General features: G+C 52.3%; 17 protein-coding genes and 1 riboswitch. Of the genes, 4 read left to right on the forward strand and 13 right to left on the reverse strand.

The genetic code is table 11. The features are described from left to right. Window positions 1-101 precede the first annotated feature (101 nt). Complete coding sequence (locus AC3Y2E_RS17590) at window positions 102-893, forward strand: YheC/YheD family protein (RefSeq protein ID WP_379212595.1); 792 nt, start codon at window positions 102-104, stop codon at window positions 891-893. A 485-nt stretch (window positions 894-1,378) separates the two neighbouring features. On the opposite strand, the gene AC3Y2E_RS17595 is transcribed toward AC3Y2E_RS17590, so the two are convergent. From AC3Y2E_RS17595 to AC3Y2E_RS17605, 3 genes are read right to left on the reverse strand one after another with little or no spacing between them, the layout of a single operon-like run. After that, complete coding sequence (locus AC3Y2E_RS17595) at window positions 1,379-1,597, reverse strand: hypothetical protein (RefSeq protein ID WP_379212597.1); 219 nt, start codon at window positions 1,595-1,597, stop codon at window positions 1,379-1,381. A 19-nt stretch (window positions 1,598-1,616) separates the two neighbouring features. Next, a complete protein-coding gene (locus AC3Y2E_RS17600; protein ID WP_379212599.1) occupies window positions 1,617-2,417 on the reverse strand; it encodes an SWIM zinc finger family protein in 801 nt (266 codons plus the stop codon). Further along, entirely contained in the window at window positions 2,386-2,877 is a 492-nt protein-coding gene (locus AC3Y2E_RS17605; protein ID WP_379212601.1) for a UPF0158 family protein, read from the reverse strand. The genes AC3Y2E_RS17600 and AC3Y2E_RS17605 overlap by 32 nt, the downstream gene beginning before the upstream one ends. 141 nt (window positions 2,878-3,018) lie before the next feature. Here AC3Y2E_RS17605 and AC3Y2E_RS17610 point away from each other — a divergent pair, with 141 nt between their 5' ends. Then, window positions 3,019-3,774, forward strand: a complete 756-nt coding sequence (locus AC3Y2E_RS17610) for a C40 family peptidase (RefSeq protein ID WP_379212603.1) — start codon at window positions 3,019-3,021, stop codon at window positions 3,772-3,774. 96 nt (window positions 3,775-3,870) lie between these two features. Beyond that, the gene (locus AC3Y2E_RS17615) at window positions 3,871-4,500 is read left to right on the forward strand and encodes a YfbR-like 5'-deoxynucleotidase (RefSeq protein ID WP_332075293.1); all 630 of its coding nucleotides are present in this window, start codon (window positions 3,871-3,873) and stop codon (window positions 4,498-4,500) included. Between the two features lie 110 nt (window positions 4,501-4,610). On the opposite strand, the gene AC3Y2E_RS17620 is transcribed toward AC3Y2E_RS17615, so the two are convergent. The 5 genes from AC3Y2E_RS17620 to AC3Y2E_RS17640 form a co-directional block, all read right to left on the reverse strand. After that, window positions 4,611-4,991: a retroviral-like aspartic protease family protein gene (locus tag AC3Y2E_RS17620; RefSeq protein ID WP_379212606.1), complete on the reverse strand. Its 381-nt coding sequence runs from the start codon at window positions 4,989-4,991 to the stop codon at window positions 4,611-4,613. Next, the gene (locus tag AC3Y2E_RS17625; RefSeq protein ID WP_332075295.1) at window positions 4,988-5,245 is read right to left on the reverse strand and encodes a hypothetical protein; all 258 of its coding nucleotides are present in this window, start codon (window positions 5,243-5,245) and stop codon (window positions 4,988-4,990) included. Before AC3Y2E_RS17625 ends, AC3Y2E_RS17620 begins: the two co-directional genes overlap by 4 nt. 167 nt (window positions 5,246-5,412) lie before the next feature. Beyond that, the gene (locus AC3Y2E_RS17630; protein WP_379212609.1) at window positions 5,413-8,136 is read right to left on the reverse strand and encodes a cohesin domain-containing protein; all 2,724 of its coding nucleotides are present in this window, start codon (window positions 8,134-8,136) and stop codon (window positions 5,413-5,415) included. A gap of 51 nt (window positions 8,137-8,187) precedes the next feature. Further along, complete coding sequence (locus AC3Y2E_RS17635) at window positions 8,188-9,972, reverse strand: carbohydrate binding domain-containing protein (RefSeq protein WP_379212611.1); 1,785 nt, start codon at window positions 9,970-9,972, stop codon at window positions 8,188-8,190. Between the two features lie 12 nt (window positions 9,973-9,984). Continuing rightward, entirely contained in the window at window positions 9,985-11,895 is a 1,911-nt protein-coding gene (locus AC3Y2E_RS17640) for an S-layer homology domain-containing protein (protein ID WP_379212613.1), read from the reverse strand. 517 nt (window positions 11,896-12,412) lie between these two features. Between AC3Y2E_RS17640 and AC3Y2E_RS17645 the strand changes: the two genes are divergently transcribed. Next, complete coding sequence (locus AC3Y2E_RS17645; protein WP_332075299.1) at window positions 12,413-13,720, forward strand: extracellular solute-binding protein; 1,308 nt, start codon at window positions 12,413-12,415, stop codon at window positions 13,718-13,720. 154 nt (window positions 13,721-13,874) lie between these two features. On the opposite strand, the gene AC3Y2E_RS17650 is transcribed toward AC3Y2E_RS17645, so the two are convergent. From AC3Y2E_RS17650 to AC3Y2E_RS17670, 5 genes are all read right to left on the reverse strand, one after another. Next, window positions 13,875-14,261 (reverse strand): hypothetical protein, encoded by a 387-nt coding sequence (locus tag AC3Y2E_RS17650; protein WP_379212616.1) that lies wholly within the window; start codon window positions 14,259-14,261, stop codon window positions 13,875-13,877. Window positions 14,262-14,666: 405 nt separating this feature from the next. Further along, entirely contained in the window at window positions 14,667-15,329 is a 663-nt protein-coding gene (locus AC3Y2E_RS17655; protein ID WP_379212618.1) for a hypothetical protein, read from the reverse strand. A gap of 592 nt (window positions 15,330-15,921) precedes the next feature. Beyond that, a complete protein-coding gene (locus AC3Y2E_RS17660; RefSeq protein ID WP_379212707.1) occupies window positions 15,922-17,220 on the reverse strand; it encodes an NCS2 family permease in 1,299 nt (432 codons plus the stop codon). A 58-nt stretch (window positions 17,221-17,278) separates the two neighbouring features. Beyond that, window positions 17,279-17,378: riboswitch (purine riboswitch) on the reverse strand. 96 nt (window positions 17,379-17,474) lie between these two features. Next, window positions 17,475-18,941, reverse strand: a complete 1,467-nt coding sequence (locus tag AC3Y2E_RS17665) for a M56 family metallopeptidase (RefSeq protein WP_379212620.1) — start codon at window positions 18,939-18,941, stop codon at window positions 17,475-17,477. After that, window positions 18,938-19,300, reverse strand: a complete 363-nt coding sequence (locus tag AC3Y2E_RS17670; RefSeq protein WP_379212622.1) for a BlaI/MecI/CopY family transcriptional regulator — start codon at window positions 19,298-19,300, stop codon at window positions 18,938-18,940. Before AC3Y2E_RS17670 ends, AC3Y2E_RS17665 begins: the two co-directional genes overlap by 4 nt. Between the last annotated feature and the right edge of the window lie 202 nt (window positions 19,301-19,502).

Raw genomic sequence — 19,502 nt, forward strand, 5'->3', positions numbered from 1 at the left:
CGGCGAATCCGGTTATCACCTATACCGTGCAGCCCCGTATGCTGTAGAGAATCCGGAACCAAGCTTTCCGCCTGAATCTGCTTGAAAGGAGGAAACCGCGTATGAAACATTTCCAAAGTATCGTTACAAGCAAGCTGCTGAAAACAAACCTGCTGCTTCGTCACCCGGAGCTTGCCAAACATATTCCCGCCACCTGCCCGTTCACACGAAGCGGTCTGCTTCGTATGCTGAAGCGTTATCGTATGGTATACGTAAAGCCGGATCGCGGTTCGCTCGGTATCGGGGTCATGCGGGTAGAGAAACGCAGATCTTCGTACCGGTATCAAAGCGGCGTCCAGCTTTTTACGTTTCCGACCTATGAGGAGCTTTTCCGGTCCGTCTCGAAGCGCATTGGGGGCAAGCGTTATTTGATCCAACAGGGGATTCATATGCTGACCTATAAGAAATGCCCGTTCGATTTCCGGGTCATGATTCAAAGGAATCCGTCCCGTAAATGGGAGCCTACCGGAACGGTCGGACGCGTCGCGCATCCCCGGAAGGTAGTTACGAACGGGAGCCAGGGGAGCACGATTTATCCGGCAGCCGATCTGCTTAAGCCGCATGCAAGAGACGGAAAAACCGCGGGACTGCTGCGCAAGATGAACCGGATCGCCCGTTTGACCGCCGCCCAGTTCAGCCGCACCTATCCGGCCATGAACGAGCTTGGACTCGATATCGCCATCGATCGCAGCCTCACTCCGTGGATCTTGGAGGTGAATACCCGGCCCGACCCCTGCCCGTTCACCAAACTTAAGCAGCGGCATACCATCAATAAGATCGTAGCCTACGGCAAAGCTTACGGGAGACATTACTGCCTGACCTGCTCCAAGGCGAAAAAAGGGGCCGTGAAATAAACCGGACTGCTGTGCCCTTGATCTGCGTTGGAACGAACAAAGAGCACCTTCCGCAGGTGCTCTTTGTGTAACCTTACTCGATTACGGCTTGATCAGGCTTAACAACTCATCCCGCAAAAGCCGTTCTTCCGGGATAGGTCTCCAGCAGCAGCTTCGTCATGTTTTGTGCCGCTTCACTGCCGGCTGCTTGGTGAAGCATGCGGATGACCCGGCACACATTTGTATACTCTTTTCTATTAGTCGATTGCTCCGCCAACGCAACAATGTAACTATGGAATAATTCGAGGCTGTCGATTCATTGTGTAGAAGTGATAGCAGGCCGTTCCAAGTGAAAAGTTACCTTCTTCTGCTCATACAGGTTGTCCGGAATCCCTTGATTTCATAAGGATTGTAAGGTAGGGGATTCCAGACAAAACTCGCCAGAAGGTAATCTTTTCCCTTTCCACTTGGTTGTCCACATTGAATCGACAGCCTCAATTCCGCCACTAGTTTGAGAGGTGCAGCTGGCTTTTCCCATATTGCGCCGCCTGCTCATCCCCTTCATAGCTTTGGATCAGCCGATAACGGATCATGGCTATTCGCTCGGCAACATAGCCGCTCTCCCTCCCGGTTTGCCTCGACACGAGGTCGGAAGCGCGTTGCTCCCATTTTTGCCGAAGCTCTGCGTTCACAGCCAAGCGGGAAGCCGCTTCGATTAACTCCAACTGCTCATCCGACCAACCGTCATAACGCCGACTCTGATTCATTCAGCAGCGTATGAAACAGCCGTGTCTTGTCTTCCGGCGAGAGTGGATCGGACTGTGACGTTATCTCGTAAATCCCTTCCAGACTTTGAGCAATGACAGCCCCGATCGTACCGGAGGAATCGTCCGAACGTTCGTTCAGTTCAACCATTCCCTCCACCACACACAGGTGAAGCTCAACCGCCCGAACCCATTCTTCGCGCTCCGCCGCCTCAAACGCCCTTTCGGCTACCTTTTCCGCCCCTTCAACCGCGCCGTCAACACTTCTCCAATCGATGAAGCCATGACGGTCCGCATTGGCATCGATCGTCAAGCGGATCATCTTTCGGCAGTTATCCAATTCCGCAGCCCCTCCCGCCTTGGCAACGTGGAGGTTAATACGTTGCTTCACCACTTTGGAATCGGCTGCAAGAGACAACAGCAATCGAACCAGGCTTTCTTTGCTTTCCGCTTCCAACAGCTGCTCTAAGCTTTCCTTTGCTGTCCGCTGATCGGCTCGCTCCGGCTGCTCGGCCAACTGGTCCCGCAGCTCGATCAGAGCCGCGGCCTGGTGCTTGCAGACAGGTCCGTAATCATAAGGGCAATCGCATTCAGCGGAAACCACATTCCCCGACTCGTCCAGTTCCACATAAACTTCGTAGAGCTCGCTTCCTTCCACCTCCGCATCAAAAGTGCCGTCCTCTTGTTCCTCTATCGAAAGTACGGAACCTTCGTCTGCATAAGCTTGCCCTCGGGCCAAAATAACGGGGTCAATCCATCTGTCCAGATTGTTCAGATTCAAGCCGTGACGCCTCCATTTCAGTCAGCTCCTCTTTATACTTTGAATTCAATTCTTCATAGTCCAAGCCCTCTTCTGCTAACCACTCCCGGATGACTTCCTCCGCCTGTTTCTGCTCGAATTGATTCCACGGGTCCCACAGATTCAAATCGTACAGCGTATCCTTGAATCCCCGGAAAGGCCTGTTCCGGTCAAGGGCGGCGAGCAGCAGGTTGTCCGGGTCCGATTCCGTAGTCTGCGCAAACCTGGTCATCACCGCATACGCTTCTCTCGAACCGATTTTCGGAATATTCACATACCTTCCTTCGCTTGCTTCGTCATCCCAATCAATCCCCGGTTCCCCTGTATCCTTTTCATCCAGGTCCAGGATGACTTCTCCGGTCTGCAAATCCAAATAATACGGATGTTCGAGATCACTATCCAAGTAAGCATCGATTAGCTCGTCCATCAGTTGCATGCGCATAAGGAATCGCCCTCTCATCGATTTTTTTTTTCATTTTAGCAGATCGGCCTTCAAGCTACACTTCCCCTTCTACGATTCGCTTGAATCAAAAAAAGCCAAAATTGACATTCTAAATCCATATGGCGTCCAGGAGGGATGAGGATGAAAAAAAAGCTATCGGTTCAGACGCTGGCAATCGGACTAGGGTGCAGCTTGGTACTCTTGTCCGCTTGCTCGGCCAATCGGGAGGTGCGCCCCCGATCCGTTACCGAACCTGCTCCGATCATTCGTTCGGGGGAGCAAGCGGACGATCCCGATTTGTACTTCGGCGATCTGGGTGTCGAGCAGCAGTTCAAAGAGCATCGTATACGGAGTCTCGCCATCGCAGATCCGAACCGGAAAACGCTGGTGGACCCGAATGGATTTCCGCTTATCCGGCAGCATCCCAAACCATCTACGCCCCCGGGCCCCGGGAACCATGTGGAACAGCTCCTTGCAATCGCCGAGTCTTATATCGGTACTCCTTACTTGTACGGTTCTGACCGGACCGAGCCTTCCACGTTCGACTGTTCCGATTTTACGCGTTGGGTGTTCCTGACTTCGCTCGGAATGGACTTGCCGTGGGATTCGAGAAGTCAAGCGGCTTATGTGAACGCCTTCTCCAAAAAAACGTACACCTCCTTAAAGGAGGCCAAACGCGGCGATTTGATGTTTTTTTCCAGCTTCAGAGGGAACAAGGCGGCCGACTACAAAAATTTGAAACCGGCAGATCGGATCGTTACTCACGTAGGCATCTATATGGGGAACGGGAAGATCATCCACTCCCCTTCTAAAAACAGCGGAGGCGTCCATATCGGACCGTTGACCTGGAGGCAGCTGAACAACCGGTTTATTATGGGAGGAAGCATTCTCGACTAGATTTCGTTCGAGTTTATTCTCCCTTAACAATCAGGGGTTATAGTGAAGCTAAGCAGCCGAGTTATATACTCTCATCGAAGAAAGGAATTCAGACCTATGGGCATTCATACGTATTTTCAATCGTTAACCGATCTGGAACGGATTATTCGCTGCCCAGGCAAGTTCAAGTTTCAGGAGCATAGCGTATCGGCCCACTCCTGGAAAGTCGTTCAATACGCCAAAACGCTCGCGGATATCGAAGAAAGCAACGGCGTCACGGTGGATTGGAAAAAGCTCTATGAAGTCACGAGCAGCCACGACTACGGCGAAATTTTTATCGGCGACATCAAAACGCCTGTAAAGCATTATTCGCTGGAGCTTCGGGCCATGCTGCAGCAGGTCGAGGAAGGCATGGTCGCCCATTTCATCAATGAGCATATTCCGGAGGAGTTCAAGCCGATCTTCCGCAGACAGCTGCGCGAAGGCAAGGACGATTCGGTGGAGGGGCAGATTCTGGAAGTGGCGGATAAGATGGATCAGATCTATGAAGCGTTTGCCGAGATGCAGCGGGGCAATACGGAGAAAGAGTTTATTGTGATGTATCGCAGTGCTCTAATTAAAATTAAAGGAATCAAGCTCCATTGCGTGGACTATTTTCTGCAGCATATTTTGCCCGACATGGTTAGAGAGGGTTCCCGATCGCCGATCGATATCGAGAAGATTACAAATGAAGCTTTGGCGTCGTAGATATCACCACCTACTAGACGTACTATATTTCTCTGATCCCATAACATCGCTATTTTAACCATTTTAACTTTAAAAGTTATGACACCGAACGTCACTCCGATGTCTGTTGACTAGCGCACTTTTATTTTCAATGCCGCGGTATCGATCTGAGCACCGACTCGCTTCAAGAAGTTGAAGCCTATTATTCCGTGAATGTCCATGCCATAATCCATACTACCAATTTCAACTTGAAAGTTTTTAACTATAGCTTCTCCGATTATAACGGCATCAACGGACTTGGTGTACACATACTCAACACCACCCACGCCTCTAATTGTATCAACTACATCATCTTTTTCAGGAATCATATCTATCTTTCCAACGATATCCGCATTTAAAAGTGTGCTTGCAGACCCGGTGTCAATCAGGACCTTCTCCAGACTCAGCATCTTCCCCCTAAATTCTATAACAATACTTACAAAAGGAAGTCCATAACATTCTATTATATTCATCTCGGCCCCCTGACACCTACGTAGCGTTCATTTGCTACCACTTCAGAACGGGATGTATGAAAAAAACAATACTCCCGATGAGGATCCTTTTTATGCAACTCACTGTATCTTTTTAAGGCTTTCACAGAATCGTCGAAAGAATCAATGACAGCCATCTCTTCAATAAATCGTTGCCCCTCCTTTGAGTAAGCCTTGGTTGCCTCAAGAACGACCCACTCATTAGGAAAACGCTCCTGAACCTCTTCCCATCGCATTGTAAACACCTCCGTATTACATCCTATATTCAGTATATCATCTCCGATTGCAACTCTTAAGCTACTTATTCAAATTTACATCCAAACAAAAAGACACCTCGCAGGGTGTCTAAATTTGCAGGGATTAGGGAGACTGGCTCAGCAATCTTCATCTTCCCCTGCGATGCTCACGAAGATCTATACACTTTCAATCCAACCAGACCGAGATCGGTTATATCAATCTTGTTGTCACGGTTGAGATCCATATGACGATTGGTATCGTTGATTCCGGCCCCGATCTGCCGGGCAAGCTCGATCAAGTCAGCCGTATCGACGGTCCCGTCCTGATTCATATCCTCTTCGTAAACGTCCCCGATTCGGATCGGCCATGCGGTGTCTGTGCCCTGACGAAACGTCACCCCGGTCACATCGCCGTCGATGCGGATCGTTTCCGACTCGCCGAGCAGGAGCAGCTTCGTGTTCACGTGATTTTTCTTGGCCGTTAACCTGATCTCCGCCACAGCCTTGCTGCCGCTAACACCTTGGCTGCCCAATTGCGTCCCGACGATGGTAACGTTGCTGCCGCTTGCCGACCAGGTCAAGTATCCATCCGTTATCCAGCTGTCCGAGCCCGTAATGCTTTTGACCGTCCACTGGTCGGGATCGATCGCAAGCTTGGCTTTGAAGCCGTACAGTTCATTCGCTTGATCCAGCTCCAAACGGACTGTAACCGTCTCGTTTTGCTGTGCGGACACGGCCCCGTTCCACTTCAGCTTGCCCGCATGCTCATACTGCACATCGGATACTTGAATGCGCTGCAGGCTGCCCATATCCGTAGCATCGGCGAAATAAATCTGTTCCCGGCCGTCCGCATCCGCGGCAAGCGCCATAAATTTGACCTCCATACTCTGAGGGAACAGGCGTACAAAGTCCAGCGTCTTCGGGTCAATCACGGTAATGCGGTCCGCCAAGTCCATGTACAGCAGGCCGTCCTTGCCCCAGTAAGGATGATAAGGGCGCCACATGCCGTAGTTCGCGATATCGGGATACATATTTTTATAATTCAAAATGTCATACGATTCCGGGTCCATCTTGAACAAAATGCCGTTCACCCCGCCCCAAATGTTGCCGTCCGGGCCTACGGACAAGCCGCTGATCATCGGCGGATTGCTAAGCCCCGGAATATCCAGGGTGAATTCGGTTACTTTACGCTCGTTCGCGACGTCCCATACGAACATTTTCGCCGAGCGTTCGGTAGCGGTCGTGCCGAGACCTCCATGTATCGTAGTGGAGCCGTAAATGTAGCCGTCTTTGTAAGCAAGACCGACGATACTTTGGTTTTGGACGATATTGCGGTGCACCTTAACCTGACCCGAAGCCGGATCGAAGATCGTCAGCGCGCCGCCAAGCTCGCCATAACCCGGAATCGTGCCGGTCATAATTTTATCGCCCATCGTTTTCATGATATAGGGGCGGTCCTGGGCCTCGCCGATGGTGAATACCTCCGAAGCGACCGGAGTGCTGCGGGTCGTATCGATCTTGTATACATGACCGCCCGGGTAAAGTCCCAGGTACATATCCGTGCCGTAGGCCACCATGCCTTCGGCTTGCTCCATTATTAAATTTTTGGTTGTGCCCGTACGCGGATCATAGACGGCGCCTACCCCCGCCGGATAAGCCGACATATACAAATTGCCGTCCGGCCCGACCTCGATATTATGAATTGGGTTCGGAGCGCCGACCAGTGCAGAAGGCATGCTGTATACCGTCTTGGCGTCTACGTTAAAGACCGCAATCTCGCCGTTGCCTTTCATCGAGACGAGCGACTGTCCCGGATACCCGGGCAACTGGTCGAATTGGACCCAGGCCGCCCCTCTCAGCGAAGTCCCGTATTTGATAAGCGGGGTCGTCTGGAAAGTCGTCAGATCGAGCTCGGTCAAGTAACCGTTGGCCGGAATGTACAGCTTGTTATCCCGGATGGCGGCCAATTGGGCGAAGTTGAATACGCCGACGCCTGTTCCGCCGTTTGCCGTGTCTTTATCGATTACATGCGGAAGCCACGCTTCATTTCTCAGATCATAGATCAGCATCTTGTACAGATCGCCTTGAAACTTCACCAGCAGCAGATCCCCGGCCACCGCCATATCGTAAGCGAAAGGCACTTGCGCCGCGGTAACGCCGAGCAGCCCGGGCACATCGGCGGCAATGCTCGCCTTGTAGCCTTGAGTAGCCTCCGTGACGCCCAGCTTCACGACATCGCCGACGGTGCCGACTCCGGCATAAATATACCCGTCATGGTAGGCAAGCGAGCGGACGTATTCCTGTCCGGCCGTCATCGTTCCGTAGTCGGTAAACGTCTTGGCGACGGGATCGTATTTGAACACCCGGCCGCTCTGAAACGTGCCTCCGTAGACGTTGCCCTTGTCGTCGACCGTCAACGACCAGATCGATTTCTCGCCCGGGATCGGCTCGCCAAGCTCCACGATCTCCTTGGTTACCGGAGAATATGTCCACAAGATCCCTCTCGTCTGTCCCGACGTCCGGATTCCGCCGATATACACCGTTCCGTCAGGAGCGATCACATGTGCCCAAGCCTGCTGAACGCCCGGCATCGGGAAACTGCGAAGCAGCGTATTCGTCTTGATGTCGACGATCTGGAACGAAGCGAGTTCGGCGTTCACCGTCGTGTAGAATACCGGCTGGCCGTCCTCCACGCCGACGACCGCCCCCGATAAACCCGCCTTCGTAATCGGTGTGGCGATTTTCTCCGGCTCTCCGAAGATTCTCCCTTTGAACGTCACCTCCGAATCACCGCCCGGGCTTGCTCCCGCCGGTACGGCCGGGAAAACGGCAGAGACGAGCAAGCAGCAAAACACGGCAATCGAGATCCATTTATTTCGTATGTTCCGCATCTTAAACCTCCCGTTGAAAATGTCATCTTCATGCCCACCCTTCATCCGGCGCTAGTTCGCGGCCAGCGCTTTGGCGAGAATGTCGATATCGGCCGTATCAATCTTCCCGTCGCCGTTCAGATCGTAATATTTTGTCATGCCGTCCAAGCCTGCGTTCACACTTTTTGCCGCCAGCAGAAGATCGACCAGATTGACAACGCCGTCATGGTTCACATCTTCAAGATGAGGGAGCAGCGTCGTTCTTGCTTTTACGTCGCCGGGGAACGTCTTGTCCTCCACCGTTCCGCCCTTGAGCGATTTCAATACGGAGTTCGCTTTCAGGGAAAGCACCGTATTGCCTTGCCCGCTTAACGCCTTGAAGGTAACCGTCACCAGACCGGCATGTCCGTTAACGACGCCGTTATCCGTTCTGGAAGCGCGGACAGTGAGCAGGTCTCCATCCACTTCCCACGTCAGCGTCGTATTGCCGCTTGTTCCAAAATCAGGATGAACCCCCGCTTCCACAACCTGGAGCTTCGTGTCGTCAAAGGCCACGTTCAGCTCGGCCGCTGTCAGCGACTCGGCGTACTTGGAGCCGAGCCGTACCGTGAAGGTCCGGTCTTTGACGGCGTATTCGGCTGGCGTTATATCCAGCTGCATCAGATCCCGCTCGTACGTAAACATCATATCGTCGTAATAAGCAACGGCCATATAGGCGTTGTTAACAAGGGCGAATAGTTTGGCGTGCTTGGCGCTCGCCGGAGCAACTCCTTTCAGCTCCACTTTGAACCATTCGTTCAAAGGCGATTTCAGATGCTGCAAAGTATCCGGTCCCGTCTGTTTGTCCTTATCGTCGAAAAAGCGCAGCAGGAACGTCGCGCCGCCCGTCGGCGCCGGGGTACTTTCCACGTACATCCTCACAGAAGCCGTATATTCCACGCCTGGTTTCACCGGGAGCGGCTGGCTTTCCATCGTGACGCCGTTATTGTTTTGCGTGTCCGTAAGCTTGAGACTTGCGCTGCCCGAATACTTCACGGCAGAAGACAGCTCGAACTTGACGGTTTCACTCGGCGCGGCCCAGTTTCTCCATCCGTCGACAGCTCCGCTGCCGGTCATCCCTCTCTCGAATCCGGCGTTCGGAACCGGAATGCTCACAACCTCTTTCAGACCATTGGAGGAAATCACCTTCTCCGACAAATCCTCCGGCGGCAGCGTCGGCGTCGTGGTTGTATATTTCAGCTCGAAATCGTCGAAATACGTATTGCCGGTCCAATAGGCCGTAATCAGGACTGCGACGGACACATATTTCGCTTCAGCCGGCACCACGTTGCTCTTGACCGAAATTTGCGTAAATTTACCGATTCCGCTTGGACTGTTATAGTTGTTCGCAACCCGGTTTCCGGTCAGCTCGTTGTTGTTCGCATCGTAGAAGCGAAGCTGAATCGTGCCGCCTATGGAGCCGTCCTTCCTCCCTTGCGGTTCGTTCGGATTGATCCATGCGCTGAGCGTATATTCGTTGCCCGGGATCACCGGGTATTTATCGCTCACAAGCTCAACCGTATGCTTATTCGAATTGTCGAACAGGTTCAAGCTTTTGCCGCCGCTTTTGGAGACCGTACCGTAGACGCTGTGCGTAACTTTGCCGTACACATCGTCTTTAACGGTGTAATTCGCATTCCAGCCGGGAATTTTGCCGTCCTGTCCGACCTCGTCCTCGAAGCCGGGATTCACCATCGCGACTATGCCCGGTTGAGACGGGTCCGCCGCGACGATCCCGGGGAGAGGCAAGCCTGCGAATACAGCCGCCAACAGAGCCATAACCGCAAGGACCGATATCCTTTTTCGCAATGTGCTCAATAGACTCACTCCTTATCGTTGTTCAATCAACCGCAGCAAAAGTACGGCAACGTCCGCGCGGTTCGCGCTTGCTTTCGGAGAAAGGGTGTTGTCGCCGACGCCCTGAATCAGGCCGCTCGCCCTTGCCGCATACACCGCCTCTTTCGCCCAATCGCTGATCGATTCGTCATCGGCAAATGTGTCCGTTGCCGCGCCGACTGCTACCACCAGTCCGGAGTTGACCAGCAGTACCGCCATCTGTTCGCGCGTCAGCTTGCCGTCCGGATCGAAGTTCACACCGTCGCCATGCACGATTCCGGCTTGTCGGGCGGCATGGATTACGCCCGCGTACCAAGCGTCAGCCGCAACGTCGCTAAAGGAGCCTGCATGCGGGGCAGCCGAATCCAAATCTAAAATCCGTACCAGCAAAGCGACAAACTCGGCTCTCGTCATCTCTCTGGAAGGAGCGAACTCCGCTTCCCCGGTTCCGAACATATAGTGTTTGGCCGCGAGCGCCTCGATGGCATGCCTTGCTTCGTTATACACGTTCCCGATATCCTTGTAATCCGCCTCAAACTCCATAAGGGCATAGACGCCCGGCTGATCGACCGCAACCTCAAACTTGCCGTCGTTCGGCTTAGCCTTCCGCACATATTCCCATGAGGAGGCCGCTTCGTTCCATACATATACGCCCAGCTTATGCGCTTGCGGGCTGGACTCGTCGTAATTCAGCGTCAGACGCAGCTGCCCGGCCGTACGCGTAACAGCAACCGGTTTCCCGTCTTCGATCGTCGAGATTTGCACGTTCAGTCCGGAAACGAAGTTTAATTGCGCATCGGCCTGCCGACCGGCTTGCTCACCGGCTTCGCGGAACTGGAGAAGCGTTCCTTTGTCATCAGCCAGAGCCTGATACGATATAAAGGCCGCCCCCCGCCCGTTCTCCAGCAGCAGCGATACTTGGCCGCCTTTCAGCTGCTTGGCTTGCTCGGGGGACACAAGCAGCCCCGGAGAGCTGCCATCGGCAAGCCGGATCGGAAGACTCGCCTCCGTCGGCAAGTCCAAATTGTTGCTTGCCGCCAGCTCGGAAAGCTGCTGCAAAGCCCGTACAGCTTTCGCTAAAGAATCGTTATCAAGCATCATCGATTGGGTCGACGGATCTGCAGTTGTCTTCACGCTAGTTCGCAGCTGCTGTTGCAGCTGGCCTGCCAGCTTCTCCAGCTGCTTCACCTCCGCAGGCGAATACGAACCTGCGCCGCCAGAGAACAACGCCGACAATTGGGCCAGAGCTTGCTCGGGATTGCCCGCGTCCAGCTTTTTCTCCAAGTCCTGCAGGCTTTGCCGGACATCCGGCCGGAACGGCGGAACGGACGCCGCGGGAGGCGCTGCAGTATCTTCAGAAGACGATGAGGAGCTTCCGATATGCAGCGTCCATTTCCCTCCGGGAACGACCGCGAGCTCCTTCAGATCTTTGTATCCGCTTGCATGTATGTAACTCTCGCTTGTGACGGCTTTGACGGTATCGATGGACAGCTCCGCCGTACCGGCATTACGAGCAGTGAAATCCAGCACTGCGATCGTTAGGGAAGATGCTGCCGAATCGGGGGAGGAAGCGCCTTCGCGCAGCAGAGGCAGCATAATCTTCCCTTCCGTTTGAAGAACTTGCTTGCCGCCAAAATCGTTGTAACCTCCTTGCGGGCTTACTTGATGGACATCCAGCTTGGACGAATCGTACCTCACCGCAACCTGTACTCCGTACAGATCAACCGCATTGCGGGCGACGATACGAACCGTAACCCGGTCTCCCTCCGTTATCGAGGTCCCATCAGCCTCCAGGCGGATTACAGCCGATGCCGGATCGGAAGCGCTTTGTGCAAACGCATACATAGGAGTGCATAAGAGAAGACTCCAAATAAGCAGGGACACAAACAAACGTTTAACGTTCATTCCGTAATGCTCCTTTCTGCAGCTATTCATTTACATACCGAGACTGCCCGGCTTGTGCGCCGTGCACCTATCGCTGCGGTTATAACCGCGCTTATCTTTTCTGTATAAACTGTATACCACCTCCAAAAATTCTTACTGTATCTACCACATATCATTAACACCATATATAATTATAGATTTATATATGATTCAGATAAGTAAATTAAAAACAATTCAAACAATCCTTACGTACTCAATCCTCCTTACTTCGAATGGTTTTCTGCTAATTTCTTGATCACAACTTAAACATTCGAGAATTACATGTTGCTTATCTGGTTCATAACAGATTATAATCACAGTTAAAAGAAACTGTCAACGGCAATTGAAACGCCTTGCAACTTCCTTAACAGTTCTGGATCAATATGGGGACTCCTGACTTTATGATATAATTAGCTGTTGTTGGATCACTATGCAATCGGGGTGCTTGGAGATGAATTCAAAGCCGAAGCGTTCTACGTTCAGGAGCCGCTATGAGGAAATGATGATCACGTTGCGAAATGAGATCATTACAAACATATGGGAAGAAGGAAGCTATCTGCCTTCCGAGAGCGATATTGCCGAACGGTTTCAACTGAGCAAAAACTCCGTGCGCAAAGGCTTGGACCTGCTCGCTTCCGACAACTTTATCGAGAAAATTCCGCGGGTCGGCAACCGCGTCCGCAAAGCTCCTACAGGGATTACCCTTAAATTCGGATACTACCCGTCCCTGATCCAGGAAGCCCGGATCTTTGACTTGGTCGAGGAATTCCACAAGCAGCATCCGTTGATCCGGATCAACATGATTCCTATGCCTTATTACCATACGAAACCGACTATGAAGGACTACATGGAATCCGACCATATCGATGTTATGGCCATCAATAACTATAATGTCGAGCTGTTCGTCAATCCGGACGGCCCGCCTGACATGCTGGAGCCTTTAATCGCCAAGGAAGGCATATATCCGGTACTAACGGAGCCTTTTACGTTTGACGGAACGTTATATGTGCAGCCCTTCATGTTCTCGCCGGTTATTCTTTGCTACAATAAAGATCACTTTACCGAGAGTCGGGTTCCGGAGCCGGATAGCAGCTGGACTTGGGATACGGTCAAAAAAGCGGCCCATCAATTGTCGGCCGGCACGAACAGGTACGGCTTCTTCTTCCATCTCTTGTCCGACAACCGGTGGCCGGTCTTCCTGCTGCAAAATAATGTCGTCTTCAACCGCGGCCGGGGAGACGGCAACAACAATCTGGAGCTCGACAGCGCTTCGCTGAAGGAAAGCTTTCATACGCTGATCGATCTGAGCGAGGAAGTATTCCCGCCGTTCCTGTCGGAAAACGACCACGATGTGGATATGCTGTTCCGCCAGCAGAAGGTATCGATGATTTTAACCTCGTACTTCTTTCTCAACATGATCGAAGACGTCGATTTCTCGTACGATATCTCGCCGTTGCCGTATCAGGGAACTCCCAAAACGATGGTGATCACGATCGGATTGGCTATTAACAAACATTCCAAGCATAAACAGGCAGCCCAAACGTTTATCGATTTCATGCTGTCCCACCAAGCCCAGCTCCAACTGCGTCAAAACACGCTCAGCCTTCCCAGTCTCAAAAGCGCCGCGGAATGGAACGGACCGGTTCATGTGAAGCAGCCCGACCGCTTCTTTATATTCCGGGAAACGTTCCCGACATTCAGCTATCACACCGCCCTGAATGTGACGTATTCCGAGCTGGAGGAGATCCGGCAAAATATGAAGCTTTATTTGTCCAAGATGGAAGGGATTCAGATTTTCAGCCGGTAAGCACACGAAAAGCCTCCCGGTTCACTTTGAAGTGAGCAGGAGGCTTTATTTAACCTAGAATGGGGAAGCGGCGGGACGGATCGCCCGGCGCGCAGGCCAGTCCAAGACGTCCTTTCTCCGGGGAACATGACCCGTCAGCGGAACGCCGCTATGGCTAAGGCTGGTCCTCCCGACAGTTCGGACACCCCTCCGGAAAACGCAAACCTTCCATTGTATAACACTCCGGATTCAACCCATCCCATACGAACGGACGGTCGCATTGCTGACAGGCCAAAATAACCGGCTCACGCGAGCGAAGGAGCAGCGATGGTATCCGTTCCTCGATCAGCCGTTCCCAATCGGACGGGCTCAGACGCTCTTTTTGCTTCAAAGCGTCGATCACATGCTGAATCTCAACCCGCACTCTCTTGAAATCCACTCGTTCCCATAACTCCAGAAACGGAATATATTTCTTATTACCGGAACATAAAATTTTGAACAAGAACAAAAAGATCATGTCCCGGTCCCGTTCCTTCAAATACTCCATGCTGATCGGCGTCACATTATTCTCCAGCCAGTGGTCTCATTCCTGTATAAATTCTTCCGCCCGCCGCTCTCTTTCGATCGCCCATCCGCGAGGGGTAAATACAATCCTTGGAAGCTTGTTTACTACTTCGGTCTCCAAAAATCCGGTTCGAATCATATGATCTACTTTATCCGTAATCTGCTCCAAGGAGAGGTCTCTATATAAAATCCGTATGAAGGGTTCCGATCCAGCCCCAGCTCCAACAGCTTCCGCTCTTTGGACCCCTTTAAAATTTTGGAGAGCAGCGTTCGTCCGCCTTCATCAATGATATCGTCGGCCGCCCTCAGAATCGCCCGCAATTCAGGCTCCGGTAACGGTATGTTCTTCGTTTTCAAGGCCAACTCTCCCTTTCATTCTTCTTAAACGCTATTCTTCTCTATTCTACACAGAATTCGGATCAAAACCAAAAACGTCCGGCGTCGTATCCGCCAACTCGTAGAAAGTCCCCTCGGTCGGAGGCGCGATTCGTACAGATTCGCCGATTTCGAACGGCACTTCAACATTCGCATAATATTTCATGCAATCATCCAGATCGAACGGCACTTCTTCCGCCTCCCGTGCTGGAACAAGGGGACGCCCCGCTTCATCCGCCGGCTGCCGATTTCGGCTCCGGGGAGGAGCTGTGCGATCCAGACTTTCCTGATCGGCAAACCGTTCCATCTCTTCCCAGGTAATGCCATACGGAACCCCCCAGTCCGTATACCCGGCAATGTAGGCAAATGTTCCATCCGACCAAGGGGCTTCTTCTTGTTGCTGCTCTTTTTGACGCTGCAGCCTTTTTTTCTTCCGGGTTTGTTTGGCGTTTGCCGCCGCCCGCTCGCCTTCTCTCGCTTTCCGGATCTCCTCGTCGGTCAGCGGTACGCCCAACTGGCGCAGTTCTGCAATAGCCGTACCTGCGTCGACGCCAAAATGTTTGCGGTAACCGCGGATGCGTCGCTTCCCGTTATAGGTTTCAAGCCAGCTCGATGCAGCAGAGGCCAGACGGCCCTCCCTGTTCATTTGCTTAACCCTCGGCGTGTTTGTTTTATTCTTTTTCTTCCCCAACGCCGTACCTCCCCGAAAATGGCGAATGGAAATTGTATTACTTGTTCTATATCTCAAGTCTTCACTTTTTGTCAAGACAAACGCGCCGCGTCACTATAAAAGATGCGTAGCAATAAGAAAAAAGGGGGCCCGAAAGGGCTCGCATGACAGGGAACGTCCCGATTTCCAAACGAAAGGACCCCAAATTCCAGTCATGTGGAGGTTAAGGTCCTTTTGCTCAAGGAATCGGTTTCCAAGTGAGCACTGTACATCCCAAAATGTTTTCTGAGGCAGCCCTTACTTTCGGCCTCTTGGGAGGAAAGAAACAAATAGAGGCGATTCGTACCTCTTATTTCCACCACCTGAAGGGGGCTACGCCTTTTTTGCGGATATTAGCAGCTTCAAACCGCTCTTATTCCGTGTCCAAACGGGTTTTCGGACAAAATAGCGGGTACAAATCGCTCTTATCCGGTTCCTTCTCCGCTTGAAGCAGGGCAGACAGCCTAAAAGGGGCTACCCGGCGACAACAACTTACGCCCCTTGCCGGCTCGGCAAGTAAGGAGTCCCTCCTCTCCTTTACGAGCACAGCTCAACGTGAAAACCTTCGATACCCTTAATGCCCAAAAAATGCAAGCTGGATAAAAAACAATACAGCGAACAAGTAAAAGATCGGATGAACTTCACGCCATTTACCTTTTACCGCCTTAAGGATCGGATACGTAATGAAACCTACGCCGATTCCCGTTGCGATACTGTAAGTCAAAGGCATCAGCACGATAATCAGAAACGCCGGGAATACGACCTCGAAGTCGCTCCAGTCGATCTTGGACACCACACTGAGCATCAGAAAACCGACAATGATCAGCACAGGCGCCGTAATGGCAGGAACAGCGGCAAGCACCCCGATGACAGGCGAGAAAAATAAAGTCAGCCCCAGCAGCAAGCTGACCGTAACCGCCGTTAATCCCGTCCTTCCGCCTACGGCAACGCCGCTGCTTGATTCGATGTACGCCGAGGTTGGACTCGTTCCCAGCACAGCGCCCGCCGTAGTCCCCACCGCATCCGCAAGGAGCGCTCCGCGCGAGCGGGGAAACCTCCCGTCCTTCACCAGTCCCGCCTGCTCGGCAACCCCAAGCATCGTTCCCGTCGTGTCGAATAGGGTAATGAGCAAAAAAGTGAAAACAACAGCGTACAACCCGTTCGTAAAAACACCGCCGACGTCCATCTGCAGCATCGTCGCGGACAACCCGCTTGGCAGGGAGACCAGCTTCTCGGGCAGCTTCAGCAGACCCATCCATCCCGCAAGGACCGCCGTAATCAGCATCCCGATAAATAAATAACCCTTCACCCGGTACGACATCAGAATCAGCGATACGATCAATCCGATCAAGGTCAGCAACGTCATCGGCTCGGTGAGCGAGCCTAACGTAAGCAAAGTAGCCGGAGAGTCCACAATGATGCCGGAGTTTTGAAGACCGATAAACGTAATAAACAATCCGATCCCTGCCGTAATCGCATGCTTCAAGCTGGAAGGAATCGCATCCAGCAGCATATAGCGGAACGAAGTCAACGAAAGCAGGATGAACAGCAGCCCTGCCACGAAGACGGCTCCGAGCGCAGTCTGCCACGTAATGCTTTGGCCCCCGACGACGGTAAACGCAAAGTAAGCGTTAAGCCCCATCCCCGGCGCGATCGCAATCGGGTAATTGGAGGCAAGTCCCATAATCAGCGTACCGATTATGCTGGCCAATACCGTAGCTACAAACACTCCGTTAAAATCCATGCCGGCTTGGCTGAGTACGCCGGGATTCACGATCACGATATACACCATCGTGAAAAACGTAGTCATCCCCGCCAGCAGCTCCGTGCGGATCGAAGTGTTTCGTTCTTTCAACCTAAACCAGGCTTCCATCATTCGCTTCTTCCTCCAAAAAAATAAAAATCCTAACCAAGGTATAGGGTACGCAGAAATACAAGCACCCTATACTCGTAGTTAGGATTGTTCGGCTCCTAGTAGAGACCCTCAAACCGTATTATTGAGGTTATACGAGATGTTCACTTCCTTGGATAGGATAATGAATTTCCCGCGGCATGTCAACGTGTCTTATGAATTCCACAGTCGAATCACGAACTATATCGGCAATTCTATTGCAAATATTCGTGAATTTACAGAGGAACGACGCTTTCGCTTTTGGCATTTGGCAAACGGTCGATCAGCCGCTTCAAGCCGACTTCGTCTGCGGCATGCCGGCGGACATCTTCTCCGATCTGCTCGTCGATCTGTTCCCTAGTAAAGGTGTAGCTATAAACCGCATCGTCGTACCGGCCGGCCTGATCTGCAATCGAATAGGTGATCCAATCGACATTATCGATCAGACTTAACATCAGGATCGAGTTGCGATAGAAAGTCTCTCCGTTAACGGCTCCTTCTTCCGGTATCCCGGTCGGATCATTTCGGACATAATGAACGGTTACCCCATAAGGCGGAGCTTTCGTGTGAAGCTCCATACCGTCAGCGGTCAAACCGGCAGGCTTGGGCATTCCGCCAATCAGACCGCCTACCTTGCTGGCGCTCCCTACGTACAGCGTTTTGTTAGCCAGCAGTTGCTCCAGGCTATATCCCGAGTAGTGCGGCTGCGCCACCCGCTGCAAAGACGAAGACAAAGGCGGCTGCTTGGGATCCGCCGTGCATCCTACGACCAGGACGGCGATTACCAGCGTGTAGGCTGCCATCCTCCATGACGAAGGCTTGCGGTACGTAATGATATGTTTAATTCTGGCTTTAACGTCATTCTCTCCAAAGGCAAGCGGACTGCCGGTCAACGCCCCGCTTCTTCCCATGGACATGTTGAGCAAGGAGGTTGAATAGCTCGCTTTAATCCGGTCCCCCATCTTGTTTACGACACGTTCATCGCAAGACATCTCCATATCTTTGCTCATAAGCGAATAAGACAGCCACATCAGCGGATTGAACCAATGGAGGATCACCAGCAGAAAGGCGAAAGGTTTGATCAAATAGTCCCCTCTCCGGATATGCGTCTGTTCATGCAGTACAATGTAAGACCGTTCATGCTCGCTCATACCGGTCGGAATGTAAATCTTCGGTTTCCAAAAACCGCAAACAAAGGGCGTGTCGATCTGGTCCGTCTCATAGACGTTATCTTGGACGAGGGTGGCCGTCCGGAGCCTGGATACCAGGTGCAAGTACGAAACGATGCTGCGAATCAGGAGACCGGCCACGCCCGTTATCCATATCGCGCTTCCGATCGTCAGGATCAACTGCAGCGGGCTTGTGCTTGTCGCAGGAGCGGCGATTGCGGGAAGGGCCGAGTTTACCATACGGCTCATCTCTCTAATTCCGGCATCCACCACGGGATTTTTCTGCACCTCCATCAACTTCGCTACTCTCCCTATGTAGCCCCCACCCGCGTCGGCTTGAGGTTGCACCAGCCGTAGTAGGCTAAAGTCCGAACTGAAACTGACGGGGATAAGCAGTCTGACCGCTACCGCCGACCACAGGATATAGGAGAACAGTTTAGGAGCGCGCCTCAAACACAATCTCGCGACCATAACCGCTAATGCGACCAAACTTGCCGTAATACTCATAGGAAGGATCATCAGAAACAAGTTCATCCTCTCGACGCCTCCTCAATAATCCGCTTCAGCTCCTCCGCCTCCTTCTCCGAAATTTTCTTGCCGCCCAGAAATGCGGTCAAAAATTGGGGCAAGGACCCGTTAAACGCTTTATTCACAACCGTCTGACTTTCGTATTTCTGCGCATCCGCTTTTTTGATCACGGCCGTGACCGTTGCGCCCTCGTTTCTAAGAATTCCCCGTTCGCACAGCTTTCTTAACACCGTGTAGGTCGTCGACTTCTTCCAGCCGAGCTTCGTCTGGCTCAGCTTCACCAGGTCGGTGGAATTGATCGGCTCATGATCCCAGATCAGACATGCAAATTTATACTCAGAGTCGAACAGTTTGTACGATTCCATGTCTCGCTCCCCTTTCGACGGGTTTATTGCAATAAACCTTATAAAAGAGTTTATTGCAATAAACCTCCTTTGTCAAATCTCGCAGAAGAAGGATCAGCGGACCGGCAAGCGTCTTCGTTCCTTTGCCCAAGTTCCGTTTCCACGCAAAAAGCACCCTTTCGAGTGCTCGTTCTGCTATGGGATTATCTCCTCATGTGCTCCC

Source organism: Paenibacillus sp. MAH-35 (assembly GCF_058135425.1).

Coding starts and splice junctions, on each gene's coding strand:
- AC3Y2E_RS17590 (WP_379212595.1), top strand. CDS start 102: ATGAAACATTTCCAAAGTATCGTTACAAGCAAGCTGCTGAAAACAAAC.
- AC3Y2E_RS17605 (WP_379212601.1), bottom strand. CDS start 2,877: ATGCGCATGCAACTGATGGACGAGCTAATCGATGCTTACTTGGATAGT.
- AC3Y2E_RS17610 (WP_379212603.1), top strand. CDS start 3,019: ATGAAAAAAAAGCTATCGGTTCAGACGCTGGCAATCGGACTAGGGTGC.
- AC3Y2E_RS17615 (WP_332075293.1), top strand. CDS start 3,871: ATGGGCATTCATACGTATTTTCAATCGTTAACCGATCTGGAACGGATT.
- AC3Y2E_RS17620 (WP_379212606.1), bottom strand. CDS start 4,991: ATGAATATAATAGAATGTTATGGACTTCCTTTTGTAAGTATTGTTATA.
- AC3Y2E_RS17625 (WP_332075295.1), bottom strand. CDS start 5,245: ATGCGATGGGAAGAGGTTCAGGAGCGTTTTCCTAATGAGTGGGTCGTT.
- AC3Y2E_RS17630 (WP_379212609.1), bottom strand. CDS start 8,136: ATGCGGAACATACGAAATAAATGGATCTCGATTGCCGTGTTTTGCTGC.
- AC3Y2E_RS17640 (WP_379212613.1), bottom strand. CDS start 11,895: ATGAACGTTAAACGTTTGTTTGTGTCCCTGCTTATTTGGAGTCTTCTC.
- AC3Y2E_RS17645 (WP_332075299.1), top strand. CDS start 12,413: ATGATGATCACGTTGCGAAATGAGATCATTACAAACATATGGGAAGAA.
- AC3Y2E_RS17660 (WP_379212707.1), bottom strand. CDS start 17,220: ATGGAAGCCTGGTTTAGGTTGAAAGAACGAAACACTTCGATCCGCACG.
- AC3Y2E_RS17665 (WP_379212620.1), bottom strand. CDS start 18,941: ATGAACTTGTTTCTGATGATCCTTCCTATGAGTATTACGGCAAGTTTG.
- AC3Y2E_RS17670 (WP_379212622.1), bottom strand. CDS start 19,300: ATGGAATCGTACAAACTGTTCGACTCTGAGTATAAATTTGCATGTCTG.